The sequence below is a fragment of the Clostridium sp. Marseille-Q5894 genome (assembly GCF_946902305.1).
GTDB lineage: Bacteria > Bacillota_I > Bacilli_A > Erysipelotrichales > Coprobacillaceae > Thomasclavelia.
This window is the reverse complement of the sequence record NZ_CAMPPT010000003.1, coordinates 163,165-181,725: the sequence shown is the minus strand read 5'-3', so window position 1 is coordinate 181,725 and position 18,561 is coordinate 163,165. Positions and strand designations below refer to the sequence as shown.

The following is an 18,561-nucleotide window of genomic DNA, read 5'->3' as shown; positions in this document are numbered from 1 at the left end:
GTGCCTTTTTCTATATAAAGAAAAGATAAAACTTAATAAATGATTTAGTATTTACCATGATATAATAAAATATAAAGAAATGAGGGAAGTTTTTATGATCGATAATAATTTATATGAAACAACGATTACTAACATTAAATGGATTGTTTATGACATTCCTGGGAATATCGGATGGATCAGTTATTTTATTGGTTTAACTCTTTGCTTTGTGAAAAAGCCGAATTTCATGCAGGATGAAATAATAACAAAAATCGTGCTTATATCTGTTATTCCTGCTATACTTATGTTAGTAGGAATTGTCGAATTAGTAACTGAACGTATTTGCCGATTGGATAGGATCTTGCCTCAAAAAAGACTTCTAAGAGGCTTTGGAGCATTAACTTTAGGTGGTATAATAGGTATGCTAATTTCAATATTGGCTATTAGTTATAGTATGTTGATTGTAAGTGCTGGAGAGATAATTTATTTGATTATAATGTTTGTTGGGGCAACACTTTGTGCCGTCTTTGCCGGACTTTTATATAAGGGATATCATAGAGTTTAAATATATTATTAGTTTAAGTAATTAGAGATTTTATATAGAAGATGGAAATAATAAGAATATCAAAAATATTATTATAATTAAATATAAGCATGACATGACTAGCAGTGATGAACAATTCTTAAGGATAATAACAAAAAGCTATTGACCTGGATGATATAAAATATTTTTTCAATAATACTAATAAAGATAAAAGGGTTTATAGTAAAGAAAAAATTTAAGAACTTTATGGTAGTAGAGATATTGTTTATAGATTATAATTATTAAGGTAATAATAGAAATTAGGAGGAAATATGAAAGAAATCAAAGATAGTTTAATAGTTTCTTGCCAAGCTTTAGAAAATGAACCGTTACATTCATCGTTTATTATGTCAAGAATGGCATTAGCTGCTAAAATGGGTGGTGCTAAAGGAATTAGAGCTAATAGTATTAGTGATATTCATGAAATTAAAAAAGTAGTAGATTTACCAATTATAGGGATTATAAAAAAAGATTATCCAGGAACTTCAGTTTATATTACGCCAACGATGAAAGAAGTCGATGATCTAGTAAAAGAAGGAGTAGATATCATTGCTATGGACGCTACTTTTTCTAAGCGTTTGAATAATGAATCGATCGATGAATTTTTTGAGAAAGTAAAAAATAAATATCCTCAGCAAATGTTTATGGCTGATTGCTCTACGATAGCAGAGGCTATTCATGCTGATAAAATTGGTTTTGATTTTATAGGAACAACTTTAGTTGGTTATACACCTCAAAGTAAAGGGGATAAAATCGAAGCAAATGATTTTGAAATTATGAGAGAAATTATTAAAGAAGTTAAACATCCAGTTATTGGTGAAGGAAACTTAAATACGCCTTTAAAAGCTAGACGTGCTCTAGAGTTAGGATGTTATAGTGTGGTGGTTGGATCAATAATAACAAGACCACAGGTCATTACGAAATCTTTTGTTGATGAAATTGAGAAGAAATTATAGAAAGGAGTGTTTGCTCCTTTTTATTTATTTAAATTAGTATAAAAATAATTATTTTGTCAAAGATTTGTATGTGAAATCATTTTAATGATTTTCTTCTTTTCTTTACAAAAGTTCTATCTTTATTTTAATAAATTTATCTTTTGTCTAAATTTGTATGTAAAAAAATGTATTAAAAAGAATACATTAATAAAAAAATATCGATATTTACATATTATTTTATCATCCAAAGTTAAAAATGCTTTTAGATATTTGACAAATGTATTTGATTTTGTTAATATACAGCGGAGGTGAAATTTATGTACTTTGATACTCATTGTCATTTAAACAGTGACGATTTATATGAAAATCACGATATGTTTATTCAAAACGCCTTAGATAACAACGTTGATAATATGGTTGTTGTAGGCTACGATTTAAAGTCGTCTCAAATTGCAATCGAATTAGCTAAACAGTATGAATTTATATATGCAGCAGTTGGCATTGGGCCAAACGATTGCTCAAACACAACAAAAAAACAAATAGACATAATCGATAAGTACTTAGAAGAACCTTGCGTAGTAGCACTTGGTGAAATTGGTCTGGATTATTATTGGGATACTGTTACTAAAGAACAACAGATGAAAGTTTTTCAGTGGCAAATGGATCTAGCTAAAAAGCATCATAAGCCGGTGATTATTCATTGTCGAGATGCTTATGAAGATACTTACGAAGTGTTAAAACGAAATGGACATCATGGAATAATGCATTGTTATAGTGGTTCTGTAGAAATGGCGGAAAGATTTATAGAACTTGGATTTTATATCTCTCTAGCGGGTCCAGTGACATTTAAGAATGCCAGAGTTCCAAAAGATGTGGCAGCGAATATTAGCATAGAGAATTTATTAATTGAAACTGACTGTCCTTATTTAACACCTCATCCATTTAGGGGTAAGTTAAATGAGCCTGCAAATGTTGTGTATATTGCCCAGGAAATAGCTAAGCTAAAGAACATGGAGATAGAAAACGTTGCAAGTATGACAACGTTTAATGCCAAAAAAATTTTTGGTATTAAATAGGAGGAAAATTAATGAAAAAAATTAAAGAGGCTATTATTAAAACAGATCCTAGAATGAAAGGGATCTTGGTAGTGATGATTGCCTATATTGGAATTGTTGCAACAACTTTAAATGCTGGAGCAACAAACCAAATTGATAACTATGTTGAAACTATTGATGTAAAAGTTCAAGATGGTGATGAAGCACAAAAGGATTATCTAGTTAGACAAGCTGCATTGTCAACAGTCCTTGAAGATTTAAAAATTACTTTGAATCCCCAAGATTCATTAAATTATGATATGAGTTATGTATTAAATAATGGTGATTTAGTTCAAATTACAAGAATTAATGAAGCAAATGTAGATGAAATAGATTCGATTAAATCAAATACTGTAAATACAAACGGATTAGAATTGTTTACTACTAAAGTTACACAACAAGGGCAAGAAGGACAAGTAAAGAATACGTATTGTGTAACTTATCAAAATGGTAAAGAAGTTAGCAGAGAATTAATTGAGAGCACAGTTATAGTACCTGCAATAGATACAATAATTGAAACAGGTACAGTTCAGCCTGGAGCATATTTTACAGGTAGATTAACAACATATGGTGGTGACTGTGCAGGTGGAAATGGAACTTCGTCAACAGGAATCAAATTAAGTCCGATTACTGGAGTACAAGGTTCTAATAGCCCAAAACTAACTTATAATGGGCGTTCGTATTATTGTTTGGCAGCTGATCCTTCGATTCCTTTTGGAACTATTATTGAAATTTCTAATCATAATTTAAGTATTGAGTCAACTGCATATGGAATAGTTGTCGATCGTGGTGGTGCTATTAAAGGTAATAAAATCGATATCTTTAATGGAACAGAAGCTGGTAAGTATTTTACGGGCGGAACCTCAAATGATACGCAATTTAAAATTATTTCAGTTGGTAGTGGAAAGAACTTTTGGAAGTAAAGATCTTATATATAATTGATTGTATATATTTAAATAAATATAAGTTTTTAATAAAGGCAGAGTTGTAATAACGCTGCTTTTGTTTTAATATTCATACTTGTATGAATATATAGACTTAAGTCAGTTGAGCATACGAAGTATGCGAAATAAAAAACCACCTGCTATGCGGGTGGAGCGATAAAAAAGTTATACAAATATTCACCTTTCCGATATATATTAAAGTTGTTCAAGCTATCATATATGAAAGGAAAGGTGATAGAAGTATGGCTCAAAAAGCAAATTCATTGGCACATACAAAGTGGATGTGTAAATATCACATCGTCTTCACACCCAAGTATAGACGAAAAGTGATTTATAATCAACTAAGAAAAGATATAGGTGAAATTTTAAGGACGCTATGCAGATATAAAGGAGTGGAAATAATCGAAGGGCACTTAATGTCTGATCATGTACATATGTTAGTAATGATTCCACCAAAGGAAAGTGTATCAAAGTTCATGGGATATTTGAAAGGAAAATCAGCATTAATGATTTTCGATAGACATGCGAATTTAAAATATAAATATGGGAATAGACATTTCTGGGCAGAAGGATATTATGTGAGTACAGTAGGATTGAATGATGCAACAGTCGCAAAGTATATAAGGGAACAGGAACGACATGATATTGCGATGGACAAATTGAGTGTGAAGGAATACCAAAATCCATTCGAGGATAAGGAAATAGAGGAAGAAAAGAAAAAACAAGAAGTTAAGAAGAAAAAAGTAAAAAAATGAAAATAATCCCTTTGAGGGATAGCGAGAGTCAAAAGCAATAGCTTGAGCGAAGTGAAAGCAGCGCCTTGAGACGCGAGCAAGTAACAAAGGCTTATAGCCTCAGAGAAAACCACGTCTTTTAGGCGTGGTTTTTATTTATTTTAAATGTATAACCATAGTATTCATAATTTATCACATGATTATTCGATAATTTTTAATTATGATAATAGTTATTAAAGAAAGGATATTGATTAAATGAAAAAAATAAAAAATTGGTTTTATAAACCGGTATTTACTTTAATATGTTATTTGCTGGCTATTCTTTTATTGGTATATGCATTGTTTACTATGAAGAATTCATATGATTATATTAATTCTTTTGTTTTACAGGGAAGTGTTTCTTGGAGTGAAGATCTGACAGATATTATTTCATATTTTATTGGCAACTCAGTTAGTTATTTATTTTATGCATTTTCTTTTTTATTCTTTGGAAAAGTAATAAATCTATTAAATCCTAAGCAAATAAAAGAAGAAATTATTGAAAATGAAATAATTGAAGATAACGATCAATTGATAAAAGAAAATGAGGATAAGTTAATAGAAGAAGGAAGCAATGATAAGTTAACAGAAGAAAGTGATGATGAACCAGTAGAAGAAAAAGATGATCAATTAGAAGAAGTAGTTGATAATGTAGATGAGGTAATTGAAGAAGAGTAATTAATAATGAGAAGAAATCAATTGAATTTCTTCTTTTTTTTGTGAAAAGAAATTGATTTAAATATTTTTATGAAGGGGAATAATATTTATTAGATAATTTTATGATTTACTAATCTAAGTTGATAATTGTTTAAAAAAGACAAAATTTGTAGTACAATAGATAACGATTAAGGAGGGAATATAAATGTATGATATTATAGTGGTAGGAGGCGGACATGCTGGAATTGAGGCAGCATTAGCACCAGCTAGAATGAATCAAAAAACATTATTAGTGACATCTAATTTTAATAATGTGGGAAGCCTTCCTTGTAATACTTCGATCGGCGGGCCAGCCAAGGGCATAATTGTTCGTGAAATAGATGCCTTAGGTGGTCAAATGGGTAAAAGTGCTGATAAAACATATTTACAAATGAAAATGTTAAATACTGCAAAAGGACCGGGGGTACAGTCACTAAGAGCTCAGGCAGATAAGCAGGCTTATCCTCGATATATGCAAGAGGTATTAAAACAACAGAAAAATTTAGATATTTTAGAAGCTATGGTTGAAGATTTAATTGTTGAAAATGATTATGTAAAAGGTGTTATTTTAGCGGATGGTTCAAAAATTGCTGGTAAAATAGTTATTCTTACAACAGGAACATATTTAAGAGCTGAAATATTATGTGGTGATCAAAAACATGCTAGTGGTCCTGATCAGCAAAAAGAATCTAAATTTTTATCAACCCGATTAAAAGAATTAGGTTTTCGAATTCAGCGTTTAAAAACAGGAACACCACCACGAGTAGAAATCAATAGCGTTGATTATTCAAAAACGAGTTTACAACCAGGAACTGATGCAAAATTGGCTTTTAGTTATCAAACCAAAGATTTTGTTCCTATTGAAGAGCAGTTACCATGTTATTTAACATATACTAATGAAAAAACACATCAGATAATAAATGAAAATCTACATCGCTCAAGTATGTATGGCGGCTATGTCAGTGGTGTAGGACCACGTTATTGTCCTTCGATTGAAGATAAAGTCGTTAAATTTTCAGATAAACCACAACATCAAATATTTTTAGAACCAGAATCTAAAGAAATGAATACAATTTATGTTCAAGGATTTTCAACTTCATTGCCTCATGATGTTCAAGAAGAGATGATTAGAACTATACCAGGGTTAGAAAACTGTAAAATTTTAAAATATGCATATGCAATAGAATATGATGCAATTGATCCTTTACAATTATGGCCATCACTGGAAACAAAAATAATTAAGAATTTATATACTGCTGGTCAAATTAATGGTACAAGTGGTTATGAAGAAGCGGCAGGACAAGGATTGATTGCTGGAATTAATGCAACATTAAAGAATCAACATAAGGAGCCTTTAATTTTAAAACGGGATGAAGCTTATATTGGGGTAATGATCGATGATCTGGTTACTAAAGGAACTGAGGAACCATATCGAATGTTAACAAGTCGTGCTGAATATCGTCTATTGATCCGGCATGATAATGCTGATCAGCGTTTGATGAAGTATGGGCACGATGTAGGTTTAGTTAGTAATGAAGTATATCAAGAATATTTAGATAAAATGAAAGGTATTTTTGATGAAATCGATCGCCTTGATACGATTCGGTTTACACCAAAACATCCGATCAATGAAGTTTTAGAACAGTTAGGTTCAACAAGATTGACAGAAGGAATCAGTGCTAAAGAGCTGATTAAACGTCCTGAACTTGATTATCAGAAAATTTTACCGTTTGTTGAAGGACCAAAATTAAGTGAAGAGCAAACAAAAAGAGTTACGATTTTAATTAAATATAAAGGATATATTGATAAGGCTATGCGTCAAGCAGCTAAACAAAAGAAAATGGAAGAAAAGAGAATTCCTGATGATATTAATTATGAAGATGTAAGTAATCTAGCATTAGAGGCTAAACAAAAATTAAGTATGATTCGTCCTTTAACGATTGGGCAGGCATCAAGAATTTCGGGAATAAATCCTGCTGATATTTCAGTTTTATTGATATATTTAAAACAAAAATATAATGAGGAATAGGATATGTCTAAAGAGGATTTTATAAAATTATTGGAAAATAAAGGAATTGTTCTAAATAATAAACAGATCAAACAATTTGAGTCATATTATAAGATATTAGTAGATTGGAACGAAAAAATGAATTTAACAGCAATAACTGATGAAGAGGGTGTTTATTTAAAACATTTTTATGATTCAGTAACAATTGCTTTTGATTTTAAATTTAATAATCAAAGTATTGTTGATGTTGGGGCTGGAGCTGGATTTCCAAGTATTCCTTTAAAAATCATTTATCCTGATTTGAAAATCACGATCGTTGATTCATTGACAAAAAGAATTACATTTTTAAATCATTTATTTAAAGAATTAGCATTAACTGATTGTAAAGCAATCAGTGTTAGAGCTGAAGATTATGCCAAAGATAATCGGGAAAAATGTGATATCGTAATGGCTAGAGCAGTAGCAAGATTGAATATTTTAGATGAATTATGTTTACCGCTAGTCAAAGTAGGAGGATATTTTTTAGCGTTAAAAGGACTTAAGGCAGATGAAGAGTTACAAGAAGCGAAAAGAGGAATTGATATTTTAGGTGGCAGTGTAGAAGAAATTGTCGATTTTACATTAACTAATAATGATCATCGTAGTAATATAATTATAAAGAAAGTAAAAACAACACCTAATAAATTTCCTCGGATGTTCGCTAAAATAAAAAAACAACCATTATAGGAGAGAATATGTTAGAGAAGGTATATAAACAAATTGATATAAATAAAATAGAGGCAAATGAAAACCAACCTCGTAAAGTATTTGATGATGAAAAAATCGAAGAATTAGCTACTTCAATTAAGGAAAATGGTTTGATTCAACCTATTATTGTCCGTAAATATAATCGAAATTATCAAATAATAGCTGGTGAACGACGTTTTCGAGCATGTAAATTAGCTGGCTTAAAAACCGTACCCTGCATCATTAAAGATATAGATGATAAACAAGTCGATACATACGCAATAATTGAAAATATCCAACGTGAAAATCTTTCGCCAATTGAAGAAGCAAAAGCTTATAAAACTTTGATTGATACATACAATATGAATCAAACAGAACTGGCAAACAAAGTAGGGAAAAAACAATCAACGATTGCTAATAAATTAAGACTATTAAAGTTATCAGATGATGTCAAAGAAGCACTAAAGACAAAACAAATTACTGAACGTCATGCCCGAGCAATGCTTTCTTTAGATGAAGAAAAACAGCATAGCGTATTACAAGAAGTAATAAAGAAATCATTAAATGTTAAACAAACTGAGTTATTAGTTAATAAACCACCAAAAAATAAAACCAAAACAAAAAAAGGACCTCTTAAGGCAGTCTCACAAAACTTTAAAATAGCAATTAATACTATTAACCAAGCAACTGAGTTGATTCAAAAATCAGGAATCGAAGTCATCAGTGAAACTGAAGAAGATGACGATGAATATATCATAACATTACGGGTAAAGAAATAAACATATAAATTGAAAAGATATTAAGGACTAATTATAGTCCTTATTTTAAAGTGGAGGAAATTATGATAAGAGTATATACAGCTCCAGGTAGTCGCTCAGGACGTAACGTCGTTAAATGGTTAAAAGAGCATAATTTAAGTTTTATTGAAAAAAATATCTTTTCATCAGATTTGCATGTTTTTGAAATAAGAGAAATATTAGAAAGATGTGAAAATGGTACAGATGACATTATTTCTAAAAATAGTAAAATTATTAGAGGAACTAAGTTGGATCTTAATAGTATGAAAATGAATGATTTAATTGATTTTATCAAAACTAATCCTTCAGTATTAAAGAGACCGATCGTATTGGATGAACATCATTTTCTAGTTGGATATAATGAGGAAGAGATAAGAGTTTTTATTCCGCGTGATCAAAGAAAAAATAATAAAAAAGATAAAAAGCTGTGATTTTATTGTTTAAAGTTACAGCTTTTTATATATTGAATCATTTATTTTTTGTAGTGATTATCTCAATTGTAATTCTAGTTAAATAATTATCTTTAGATCTTTCACAAATATCAGAAATAATATACTCTTCAAATGCAAATTCACCTAACTTAATACCATTGTTTTTAGCGTATTGTAACATTTGTAAATATGAATCATATAACTTATCTTCACTACCGCGATGATATCCACATAAATAATAACCAGCCTTTTTAACAAAAACTTGTTGCGAAGGATTATTTGTAGTAGTAAAAAGATAAGAATAGTTATTAAGATTATTATTACGAATATTATCTAGTTTCATCATCAAACCAACAAATTCACCAGTTATTATGTGATGATTTTCAATAAAGGTTGTATAATCATGCATAAATGAAGCAAAATTTTTAGAATTGGAGTTTTCTAAATTTGCTGATAATAGTAATTTAGTCTCCTCAAAATATTCAACTTTAATTTCATTACAATTTGAATTTAAAGCATCAGTAGTAAATGTTTGGTAACTTTTAATCAACTCATGAATATGCTGCATTTCATTAATATATTCGATTAATTTATTTTCCTGCTGTTTCAATAGTTCTAAAAATAATTCAGGAGTACGTTTATCAAGGTAGATCTGAATGTCCTTTAAAGACATTCCAAGCGTTTTTAAAGCTATGATTACTTTAAAAGTGTCGTATTGACGATATGAATAATAGCGATATCCTTTATCATTAACATAGATGGGCTTAAAAAGATTTATTTCATCATAATGAAATAAAACATGTTTTTCAACACCACATATTTTAGCAAAAGTACCACAACTTAATAATTTCTCTTTCATTTACTAATCCTCCTTGACTATAAGGTTACCTTATAGTTTATCATTAAATTAGTTGCTTCACAATACAATGAAAGGAGAAAGAAATGAAATTAATCTTAAAATATTTAAAAAACTATAAATTACTGTTCTTTTTTAACGTGGTTTCAGTTTTTGGATTTGTTTTAGTTGAATTAGGAATTCCGACCATTGTAGCAACAATGATAGATATTGGAGTTACTAATAAAGACACAAGCTTTATCTATATGATGGGTGGCTGCATTGCCTTAGTTTCTTTTATCGGTGTGGGTGGAACTATTGCTTTAGGATATTGCTGTGCTAAAATTTCAACTTCAATTACACGTGATATTAGAAATGATATTTTTAAAAAAGTACAACAATTTACAGCTAATGAATTTAATCGAATAGGAACATCTTCAATGATTACAAGAACGAATAACGATGCATTTCAGATACAGCAGTTCGTAAATGTATTACTTAGAACGGCACTAATGACGCCAATTATGTTCATTTTTAGTTTTATTATGACAGCTCAAGCATCGCTTCGTTTATCGTATATTATTGCTGCAACGATTCCTATCATTATTTTAGGAGTTTTTTTAGTTGCGAAAATAACTAAACCTATTTCTGAAAATCAACAGCGTTCATTAGATGATTTAAATCGCATTTCTAGAGAAAATCTTAGTGGAATCAGGGTAATTAGGGCATTTAACAATGATTCGTATGAACAAAAACGTTTTGTGGAAACTAATTATCATTTCACTAAATATTCAAAGAAATTATTTAAAATTATGATTATGACCCAGCCAATTTTCTTTATGCTGATGAATATTGCGGGGATGTCAATATATTGGGTAGCAGCACATCTGATTTCTAGTGGTTCTTTAGAAATCGGTCAGCTTGTTGCTTTTATGGATTATTTATTTCATGCGATGTTTTCAATTATGCTTTTTTGTACAGTTTTTATGATGTATCCACGAGCTGAAGTATCAGCAAAACGAATTCAAGAAGTATTTAATTTGGAGCCGTCAATAAAAAATGATCCGGTTGATGATAAGTTTAATGATGAAGTAAGTATTGAATTTGATCATGTTACTTTTGCATATCCTGATGGTGAGGAACCTGTATTATATGATGTGTCTTTTAAAGCTAAAAAAGGAGAAGTAGTGGCATTTATTGGCAGTACAGGTTCAGGTAAAAGTACGTTAGTTAATTTAATTCCAAGATTTTATGATGTAAGTAAAGGAAGGATAAAAATTAATGAAAAAGATATCCGAGATTATGATGTTTTACAACTACGTGATAAATTAGGGGTGATTCCCCAAAAAGCAGTACTTTTTAGTGGCAGTATTGCAGATAATATTCGCTTTGGTAAAAAAGATGCTACTGATGAGGAAGTTATTCATGCAGCTAAAGTAGCTCAGGCTTATTCATTTATTATGGATAAAGAAAATGGTTTTAATGAGCTTATAAGTGAAGGTGCTTCTAATGTTTCGGGTGGACAAAAACAGCGTTTAAGTATTGCTAGAGCATTAGTGAGAAAAGCCCAAATTTATATTTTTGATGATTCCTTTTCGGCTTTAGATTTTAAAACGGATGCGGTTTTAAGAAAAGAATTGAAAAAAGAAATGAGTGAATTGATCATGTTAGTTGTGGCCCAGAGAATTTCCAGTATTATGGATGCTGATCAAATTATTGTTTTAAATGAAGGAAAAGTAGTTGGGCAAGGAACACATCATCAATTATTAAAAGAGTGTCAAATTTACTATGAGATTGCAACTTCTCAATTAAGTGAGGAGGAATTAAATTATGAATAATAAATATAGTTTGAAAAAGAGTTTAAAAGGGCTCTTACCATTTATTAGACCCTATAAATGGCAATTCGCTATTGCAATCATAATGATTTTTGCTTTTAATATTTCGATTGCTTTAGCTCCATCTTTTGAGGGAAAAATAACAACGCAATTAGCTAGTGATGTAGCTAAAAGCAGTAACTTGACAAATATAACAATTAGTTTTGATATAATTATTAAAATAATCATCACTCTAGCAATCATTTACATTATCAAGACTGTTTCACAAATGATATCAGCAGTATTTTTAACTAATGCAATTCAACATACAATGGAAGATCTTCGTAATGCTTTACAAAATAAAATTCGTAAATTACCAGTAAGATATTTTGATAATCATCATTATGGTGATGTTTTAAGTCGGATTACAAATGATGTCGATGCTATTTCGAATGCCTTACAACAAAGTTTTACACAAATTGTCAGTGGGATATTAACGCTTATTTTAGCGTTGAGTATGATGTATATGCTTAATTTTAAAATGGCATTGATTGGAACGATGATCATTCCTTTATCGCTATTAGTAACAAAATTAATAGTTGGAAAAAGTCAAAAATTATTTAAAAATCAACAGGATGCTTTAGGTGAATTAAATAGTGCGATAACAGAAATGTATACGGGGTATAATGAAATTCTATTATATAATCAACAAATAGAATCGATTGAAAAATTTGAAAGTATTAATGAAAACTTGAAAGCAAATGCTTTTAAAGCACAATTTGTTTCATCAACTATTGCCCCACTAAATTCATTAGTTACATATTTAGCTATCGGAGCAATAGCTGTAGTTGGAACGATTGAGGTAATTACAGGAACATTTCAAGTTGGGCAATTACAAGCATTTATTCGTTATATTTGGCAAATCAATGATCCCTTATCACAGATTTCTAGTTTATCATCACAAATTCAATCAGCTTTTGCCGCTTTAGGAAGAGTTATTGAATTACTTGATGAAAATGAAGAAGTACCAGAGGCTGATTTGCCTAAGCATCTTGATCAAGTACAGGGAAATGTAAGTTTTGAACATGTTCAATTTGGTTATTATGAAGAAAATTTGATGAAAGATTTAAATGTTCAAATAAAAAAAGGACAAATGGTAGCAATTGTTGGTCCAACCGGTGCAGGTAAAACAACGATTATCAATCTATTATTACGTTTTTATGATGTTAAAGGCGGTAGTATCAAGATTGATGGCATTGATATACGAGATTTACCACGAAATGAATTGCGTGCAATGTTTGGAATGGTGTTGCAAGATACTTGGTTATATTCTGGAACTATTTATGATAATATTCGCTATGGTCGTTTAGATGCCCGTAAAGATGAAATAATCAAAGCAGCTAAAATGGCGAATGTCCATCATTTTATTCGGACTTTACCTGATGGTTATAATGCATATATTAATGAAGAAGCAAATAACATTTCTCAAGGTGAAAAACAGTTATTGACGATTGCGCGAGCTATTTTAAAAGATCCTCAAATCTTAATTTTAGATGAGGCAACCTCATCAGTAGATACTCGCTTAGAAAAAATGCTACAAGAGGCAATGCAAACAGTTATGAAAGGTAGAACAAGTTTTGTTATCGCCCATCGTTTATCAACGATAAAAAGTGCGGATTTAATTTTAGTAATCAACAATGGCGATATTGTAGAACAAGGAACGCATGAGGAATTATTAGCTAAACAGGGGGTGTATGAAAAACTATATAATTCACAGTTTGTAAATAATTAATAAAAGACTCGAAATGAGTCTTTTTAGTTTTTTATTGTGGCTATTATTTTTTTATTAGTCAATTTATAAATTATAAAAATATGGGGAATTATTATTGTAATGATAAGACAAATACAAATTTTTAATAATGAATTTAAAAGGTTAGTAAAGAAAGACAAAATAAATAATGATATTATGGTAATTGATAAATATTGTAAAAATAAAATAATTATATGGATTAAATTAGATTGTTTAATTGATAAACCGTGTACTTTAAATAAAGTTAATCTTTTTTGAGTGTGATAAAGCAGTTGAAACTGAATAATGTATGATAATACTGTTGAAAGGGCATAAATTAAACCTAAAATCAAATTTAAATAAATACCAGTACTATGATAATGATGCATTAAACTATCTAAATTATTTAATACTGGCGAGGATGTATAAGAGGTATTATTACAAAAAGTTAAGACATCTTCGGGGGTTGAAAAGATAAGCAGATATTGACTATCTGTCAAATATTCATTAATAAGTTTATAATCTATATAAATGATTTTATCTTGGGAAAATTGATAATTTTTTAAACTGTTAATAACAATTGTTTTGTTATAGACATTAACTGTGAAAAATTTTTTATCCTTCATTTTATCATATACTTTAGATGTGGCGTAGAAACCATCAGTAAATCTATCTTGTTCAGGAAAATAGGGAATCAAAGTAACTGTGGTATTATCTTCGAGCGTTGTTTTTATTTTAGTATAGGGATAAGCTTTTAAATAACGATACTGTTTCTTAAATTTTAATAATTCAGAATTATTTATTTTAGAATTATCTGATTTTGTTAAAAGACACTCATTACCGCCCATTAAAATAATATTTTCTAACTGTTTATTTTGTATGGATTCAAAATATGTTTGGAAAATTATACAAATATTAATAATCAATGTAATTGTAAGTAAAAGGATCATACATTGTTTACTTTTTAAGTGATTAATAATGTAATTTTTTAAAAAGGGAATAATTGATCCATTCTGATAACTTAAAGTAGAGGGGACTTCATTAACATGATTAAGACATTTTAATTGTTGATCTTGAATTTGGTAAACTACATCACCATTATCGATTATCTGTTGATCATGACTGGCAATAACTACAATTAAATTATTTTTAATTGTGATTTCTTTTAGAATCTTGATAAAAAGTTTAGTATTTTCTTTATCAAGAGCACTTGTTGGTTCATCAAGAATTAATAATTTTGGTTTTTTTATTAGGGCAAATAAAAGATTAAGACGTTGTTTTTGCCCAGTAGAAAGATTTTTTATAAGAGTATTTAAGTTTATATCGAGATCAAGTTGTAAAAGTAAATTTGTAATTTCATCAGGATCGTATTTTTGGTTTGCTAATAAAGATAATGATTTAAGTGCTTCATCTATTCTAAGATCATCAAGTAAATCAAATTCTTGGAGAACATTACTAATATAATATCTTCTTAATAAACTGTTATTCTGCTCAGCTCGTAAATTAATTTTTTTATCATAGAAATAATAATCACATTGCCAATTAGTATTAATTAAGCCAACTAAGTATAGTAATGTGGTTTTACCACAGTCGCTATTTCCGCTAAGCACAGTAATTTGTCCTTCATTTAATAATAATCGACCATCTTTGATCAATGTCTGGTCATAAGCAAGATCAATATTTTCAATTTTAATCATAAGTTTCCCTTAATAATGTTGTAATATCTTTTTTCAAGATTGTGCGAAGAACAAGATATGTCGGAGCGGTAAAGGAAAGAATAGCGACTATAATTAGAATTATTAGATCATATGTTGATAGACGAGCATATAAAGATAACTCTATTAATAGATTAGGAAATTTAATCTCTAAAAATAGATTTGGTAAAGAAATAAAAATATAGATGATCATTGTTATTGCTAGTACTTTTAAACTTTGAATCAGTGATTCCTGACAAAAAGCTGATATTATTTTTTTATTAGAAATACCATTGACTCTTAACATATTTAATTCGTTTTGACGATTTTTTAATTGAATATATTTAATAAGAGTCAATAACCCAATAATCATTACACTGACAGTAATTTCCACTAAGTATTCAGTACCCAATTGGTTTTGTTTCATTGTTTCCATTTCTTTATAAATTGGATAAGTATAAGATATTTCACTTTCATTAAAGGTTTTCTTTAGGTTTTCAATAACTATAGGAACATATTCATTTTTGGTTGCAAAAATAATATAAGATCCTGTCGGTGGTAATGTCGGGGTAAGCTGTTGATACAGATCATAAAATTGTTTATCACTGATTTTTAAATAATAAGGGTTTAATGCTAATACAAGTTCTGAATTTTCACTCCTACTGACAATCGTAGTATCGTCTTTTTTAATTCCAATTACCTTTGTTTCCAAGATAACTTTTTCTATAGAAAGGTCAATATTTTGAGCAAATCCTACTGTTAAAGGAATTTTGATAGTATCATTAACTTTAATATTAAAATCGTCGGCAAACCTCTGACTTATATATATACCATCATCTCGATAATCATAACTGCTTTCATTTTGATAATATGGTTGTAAAGAAATAAGGGTATTTTCTGGAAAAATAAATGATTTCTTATTTATATAGACAGTACCAATACGATATTCCAATTCATAATAAGGATAAATATCTTCAACGTTTTCAAGGTCTTCAATAGCTTGAATCTCTTTATCAGTTAACGTTGTCCATGATTCTCTAATGTAGGGAATATCATTTTCATAAGATTGTGGCGATTCTTCACGATTTTTAAGCTCTTCTTCATTTAATTTAATGATACCAATTTTTTTAGGTGATAAAGTATCAAAAGTTTGGTTGAAATCAGTTTCGATGGCATGAAAGGTTGAGGTAATAGCACTGCACATTAATAATGCTAGAGCAATCAAAAAGGTGGAAATAAGATAGTTAAAATAATGTTTTTTCTGATATGCTTTTAAATATTTTTTAAGATTGTAGACATGATCTTTACTTTTTGAAACAGCTGGTTTTGATAATGAAACATGTCTTAATTCAATAATTTCTTGATTTCTAATTTCATAAAGATGATTACAATTATTGATGATCACATCATCATGGGAAGCAAGAACAACACAAATGTTATTTTCTAAAGCATAATGTTTTAACTTTTGAAAAACATTATTTTTTTGTTCAGGATCTAGTGAAGCAGTTATTTCATCACCAATAAGAATTGCTGGTTCTTTAGCTAAGGCAATACATATTGATAAACGTCTTTTTTCACCAGCTGATAAATTTTTAGGATAAACATCTTTTTTAGTTATAAGATCAAAATATGATAATAACTCATTAGCTAATTTATTATCATTATTATGAAAAAAGATGTTATCAATCACTGATAAATCTTCAAGAATCGTATTATCTTGTAAAATGAAACCTATTTTATTTTGTCTGATTAATTCAATTTTCTTATTATCGTGAAGATCGATCAATTGATCATCGAGATAATAAGAATAATTTTGTTCTGTTGTAAGTAAGCCAATCAAATATAATAATGATGTTTTACCACAACCAGATTTACCGCTAATACAAGTAATTTCACCATTAAACAATGAGATGCTTCCTTGTTTGATAATAACATTGTTATTATACTTAATTTTTATATTATCTAATTTAATCATTAGAATCCCTCTTTCTAAGTATAAATAAGCACTATTTTTACAATTGATATTAGTAAATAATAATGTTGAAATTTTTAATAATTATGTGACATTTGTCACTTGTAAGTTACTCATATTATATTATAATTTCTACGGTTTATATAATTAGGTGTTTAAAAAGAGAAAAATGATGTTTAAAATATGGGAGAGGAACATTTAGAATGATAAATATTGCGATATTATCAAAACAGAGAAATAATTTTCTTTATGAGTTTATTTCAAAAGAATTATTTAAAGAAAATTATGAATATCGTATTATCAAGACAGCTAAATTAGATGAATTAGTAGATAAAAAAAAGAATTATGAAATAGTAATAATTGATTTAGATGATACTAGTTATCCTGGAAATAGTATTGCTAAAGAACTTTATTTTTTTAATAAAGAAATAATTATTATTTTTGTTTCTAATGATAAATATAAAAGATACAATTCTTATTTTCTTAATGTTTATGATTTTATTGACATAAAAGATATTGATAAATTATTGCTTAAAGATATTAAAGATTGTTTCAAGCTTCTTATTAGAGAATATGTTAGTTTGAAAACAGCTGGAAATAATATTACTTTATTTAAACAAAAAAATATTAAATATATTAAAATGCTTGATCGGAAAATATATATATTTACCAATAAAGAAGAGCGATTAATGGAAAAGACATTAAAAGATATTTATAAGAAATTAAATTCATGTTTCATTATGGTTAATCGTGATAGTATCGTTAATTTAAAACATATATTAAGATATAATCATTATCAAATCGTGGTTAAAACTAATAAAACATATAAGACCTTTGAAATTGCTCGTTCAAGATCAAAAGAAATTTATACATTTATTGATGAATATTTAAAGAAATAAAAGTGGGTTGATTTAGAGAAGTCTATCCATTTTTTGTTTATAATAAAAAACAGTACTTAAATTGTACTGTTACATTATTTAGTTGTTGAACCGAAGCCACCATTACGCTGTTGATCAGTATCATCATCTTCACAAATACCAAAAGGCATAAATATTCCTTGGGCAAATCCTTGTCCTTTTTTTATTTCCACCGTTTTATTTTCATTACTATCATTAGTAATTTTAATAAAAATATGACCTTCATTATCACTATAATAGTAGTCACTGTCAATTATCCCGACAGTGTTGTTTAATTGTAAACGATATTTAAAGCCTAAACCACTTCTTGGGAAGATTGCTAAAAACCAGCCTTCATTAATAGAAACTCTAATTCCAGTAGGAATCTTGATAGTTTCATTAGGTTTTAAAATAAAATCGATTGGAGTATAAAAATCATATCCGGCTGAGCCTACTGTAGCTCTTTTTGGCAATGTCAATGAATCATAAATTTCATTTATTGTTGTTTCATGATACTCAGGAAAACTGTCTTTAAAATCATTTAAAAACTGTTTAACTGATACTTTTTCAAATTTTGCGATTGTTTGCATATGTT

17 protein-coding genes are annotated in these 18,561 nt (G+C 28.6%); 13 read left to right on the top strand and 4 right to left on the bottom strand.

What is annotated here, in order from left to right; translation table 11 throughout:
• Positions 1 to 94: 94 nt before the first annotated feature.
• The 10 genes from OC535_RS06485 (at position 95) to spx (ending at position 8,966) form a co-directional block, all read left to right on the top strand.
• A complete protein-coding gene (locus OC535_RS06485; protein WP_227052031.1) occupies positions 95 to 544 on the top strand; it encodes a hypothetical protein in 450 nt (149 codons plus the stop codon).
• A 290-nt stretch (positions 545 to 834) separates the two neighbouring features.
• Positions 835 to 1,518, top strand: a complete 684-nt coding sequence (locus OC535_RS06480) for an N-acetylmannosamine-6-phosphate 2-epimerase (protein ID WP_227052030.1) — start codon at positions 835 to 837, stop codon at positions 1,516 to 1,518.
• Positions 1,519 to 1,814: 296 nt separating this feature from the next.
• Positions 1,815 to 2,573, top strand: a complete 759-nt coding sequence (locus OC535_RS06475) for a TatD family hydrolase (protein ID WP_024722831.1) — start codon at positions 1,815 to 1,817, stop codon at positions 2,571 to 2,573.
• An 11-nt stretch (positions 2,574 to 2,584) separates the two neighbouring features.
• Positions 2,585 to 3,514: a G5 domain-containing protein gene (locus tag OC535_RS06470; RefSeq protein ID WP_498823436.1), complete on the top strand. Its 930-nt coding sequence runs from the start codon at positions 2,585 to 2,587 to the stop codon at positions 3,512 to 3,514.
• A gap of 263 nt (positions 3,515 to 3,777) precedes the next feature.
• A complete protein-coding gene (tnpA, locus tag OC535_RS06465) occupies positions 3,778 to 4,290 on the top strand; it encodes an IS200/IS605 family transposase (protein WP_024722880.1) in 513 nt (170 codons plus the stop codon).
• A gap of 234 nt (positions 4,291 to 4,524) precedes the next feature.
• Entirely contained in the window at positions 4,525 to 4,986 is a 462-nt protein-coding gene (locus OC535_RS06460; RefSeq protein ID WP_498823435.1) for a hypothetical protein, read from the top strand.
• Positions 4,987 to 5,170: 184 nt separating this feature from the next.
• Entirely contained in the window at positions 5,171 to 7,033 is a 1,863-nt protein-coding gene (mnmG, locus tag OC535_RS06455) for a tRNA uridine-5-carboxymethylaminomethyl(34) synthesis enzyme MnmG (RefSeq protein WP_227052020.1), read from the top strand.
• Positions 7,034 to 7,036: 3 nt separating this feature from the next.
• Complete coding sequence (gene rsmG / locus OC535_RS06450) at positions 7,037 to 7,738, top strand: 16S rRNA (guanine(527)-N(7))-methyltransferase RsmG (RefSeq protein WP_024721370.1); 702 nt, start codon at positions 7,037 to 7,039, stop codon at positions 7,736 to 7,738.
• 8 nt (positions 7,739 to 7,746) lie between these two features.
• Positions 7,747 to 8,517 (top strand): nucleoid occlusion protein, encoded by a 771-nt coding sequence (gene noc, locus OC535_RS06445; RefSeq protein ID WP_498823434.1) that lies wholly within the window; start codon positions 7,747 to 7,749, stop codon positions 8,515 to 8,517.
• 62 nt (positions 8,518 to 8,579) lie between these two features.
• Positions 8,580 to 8,966, top strand: coding sequence for a transcriptional regulator Spx (gene spx / locus OC535_RS06440; RefSeq protein WP_498823433.1), 387 nt, complete (start codon positions 8,580 to 8,582; stop codon positions 8,964 to 8,966).
• Positions 8,967 to 9,003: 37 nt separating this feature from the next.
• Here the strand turns inward: spx and OC535_RS06435 are convergent, their stop codons facing one another.
• Positions 9,004 to 9,825, bottom strand: coding sequence for a MerR family transcriptional regulator (locus OC535_RS06435; protein WP_227052015.1), 822 nt, complete (start codon positions 9,823 to 9,825; stop codon positions 9,004 to 9,006).
• A gap of 83 nt (positions 9,826 to 9,908) precedes the next feature.
• On the opposite strand from OC535_RS06435, the gene OC535_RS06430 reads away from it, so the two are divergent.
• Both OC535_RS06430 and OC535_RS06425 read left to right on the top strand, forming a co-directional pair.
• Entirely contained in the window at positions 9,909 to 11,639 is a 1,731-nt protein-coding gene (locus OC535_RS06430) for an ABC transporter ATP-binding protein (protein WP_498823432.1), read from the top strand.
• Positions 11,632 to 13,407, top strand: coding sequence for an ABC transporter ATP-binding protein (locus tag OC535_RS06425; RefSeq protein ID WP_227052011.1), 1,776 nt, complete (start codon positions 11,632 to 11,634; stop codon positions 13,405 to 13,407). The genes OC535_RS06430 and OC535_RS06425 overlap by 8 nt, the downstream gene beginning before the upstream one ends.
• A 23-nt stretch (positions 13,408 to 13,430) precedes the next feature.
• On the opposite strand, the gene OC535_RS06420 is transcribed toward OC535_RS06425, so the two are convergent.
• On the bottom strand, positions 13,431 to 15,101 hold the full coding sequence (locus OC535_RS06420) for an ATP-binding cassette domain-containing protein (protein WP_498823431.1): 1,671 nt from the start codon (positions 15,099 to 15,101) through the stop codon (positions 13,431 to 13,433).
• On the bottom strand, positions 15,094 to 17,073 hold the full coding sequence (locus OC535_RS06415) for an ATP-binding cassette domain-containing protein (RefSeq protein ID WP_498823430.1): 1,980 nt from the start codon (positions 17,071 to 17,073) through the stop codon (positions 15,094 to 15,096). Before OC535_RS06415 ends, OC535_RS06420 begins: the two co-directional genes overlap by 8 nt.
• 200 nt (positions 17,074 to 17,273) lie before the next feature.
• Here OC535_RS06415 and OC535_RS06410 point away from each other — a divergent pair, with 200 nt between their 5' ends.
• Positions 17,274 to 17,969 carry a LytTR family DNA-binding domain-containing protein gene (locus OC535_RS06410; protein ID WP_024721361.1) on the top strand — a complete coding sequence of 232 codons (696 nt, stop codon included), beginning with the start codon at positions 17,274 to 17,276 and terminating at the stop codon, positions 17,967 to 17,969.
• 74 nt (positions 17,970 to 18,043) lie between these two features.
• Here OC535_RS06410 and OC535_RS06405 read toward each other — a convergent pair whose 3' ends face one another.
• Positions 18,044 to 18,556, bottom strand: coding sequence for a dUTP diphosphatase (locus tag OC535_RS06405; protein ID WP_024721360.1), 513 nt, complete (start codon positions 18,554 to 18,556; stop codon positions 18,044 to 18,046).
• Between the last annotated feature and the right edge of the window lie 5 nt (positions 18,557 to 18,561).

What these genes read in the sequence shown, in the direction of transcription:
- OC535_RS06485 (WP_227052031.1), top strand. Translation starts at nt 95, where the DNA reads ATGATCGATAATAATTTATATGAAACAACGATTACTAACATTAAATGG.
- OC535_RS06480 (WP_227052030.1), top strand. Translation starts at nt 835, where the DNA reads ATGAAAGAAATCAAAGATAGTTTAATAGTTTCTTGCCAAGCTTTAGAA.
- OC535_RS06475 (WP_024722831.1), top strand. Translation starts at nt 1,815, where the DNA reads ATGTACTTTGATACTCATTGTCATTTAAACAGTGACGATTTATATGAA.
- OC535_RS06470 (WP_498823436.1), top strand. Translation starts at nt 2,585, where the DNA reads ATGAAAAAAATTAAAGAGGCTATTATTAAAACAGATCCTAGAATGAAA.
- tnpA (WP_024722880.1), top strand. Translation starts at nt 3,778, where the DNA reads ATGGCTCAAAAAGCAAATTCATTGGCACATACAAAGTGGATGTGTAAA.
- OC535_RS06460 (WP_498823435.1), top strand. Translation starts at nt 4,525, where the DNA reads ATGAAAAAAATAAAAAATTGGTTTTATAAACCGGTATTTACTTTAATA.
- mnmG (WP_227052020.1), top strand. Translation starts at nt 5,171, where the DNA reads ATGTATGATATTATAGTGGTAGGAGGCGGACATGCTGGAATTGAGGCA.
- rsmG (WP_024721370.1), top strand. Translation starts at nt 7,037, where the DNA reads ATGTCTAAAGAGGATTTTATAAAATTATTGGAAAATAAAGGAATTGTT.
- noc (WP_498823434.1), top strand. Translation starts at nt 7,747, where the DNA reads ATGTTAGAGAAGGTATATAAACAAATTGATATAAATAAAATAGAGGCA.
- spx (WP_498823433.1), top strand. Translation starts at nt 8,580, where the DNA reads ATGATAAGAGTATATACAGCTCCAGGTAGTCGCTCAGGACGTAACGTC.
- OC535_RS06435 (WP_227052015.1), bottom strand. Translation starts at nt 9,825, where the DNA reads ATGAAAGAGAAATTATTAAGTTGTGGTACTTTTGCTAAAATATGTGGT.
- OC535_RS06430 (WP_498823432.1), top strand. Translation starts at nt 9,909, where the DNA reads ATGAAATTAATCTTAAAATATTTAAAAAACTATAAATTACTGTTCTTT.
- OC535_RS06425 (WP_227052011.1), top strand. Translation starts at nt 11,632, where the DNA reads ATGAATAATAAATATAGTTTGAAAAAGAGTTTAAAAGGGCTCTTACCA.
- OC535_RS06420 (WP_498823431.1), bottom strand. Translation starts at nt 15,101, where the DNA reads ATGATTAAAATTGAAAATATTGATCTTGCTTATGACCAGACATTGATC.
- OC535_RS06415 (WP_498823430.1), bottom strand. Translation starts at nt 17,073, where the DNA reads ATGATTAAATTAGATAATATAAAAATTAAGTATAATAACAATGTTATT.
- OC535_RS06410 (WP_024721361.1), top strand. Translation starts at nt 17,274, where the DNA reads ATGATAAATATTGCGATATTATCAAAACAGAGAAATAATTTTCTTTAT.
- OC535_RS06405 (WP_024721360.1), bottom strand. Translation starts at nt 18,556, where the DNA reads ATGCAAACAATCGCAAAATTTGAAAAAGTATCAGTTAAACAGTTTTTA.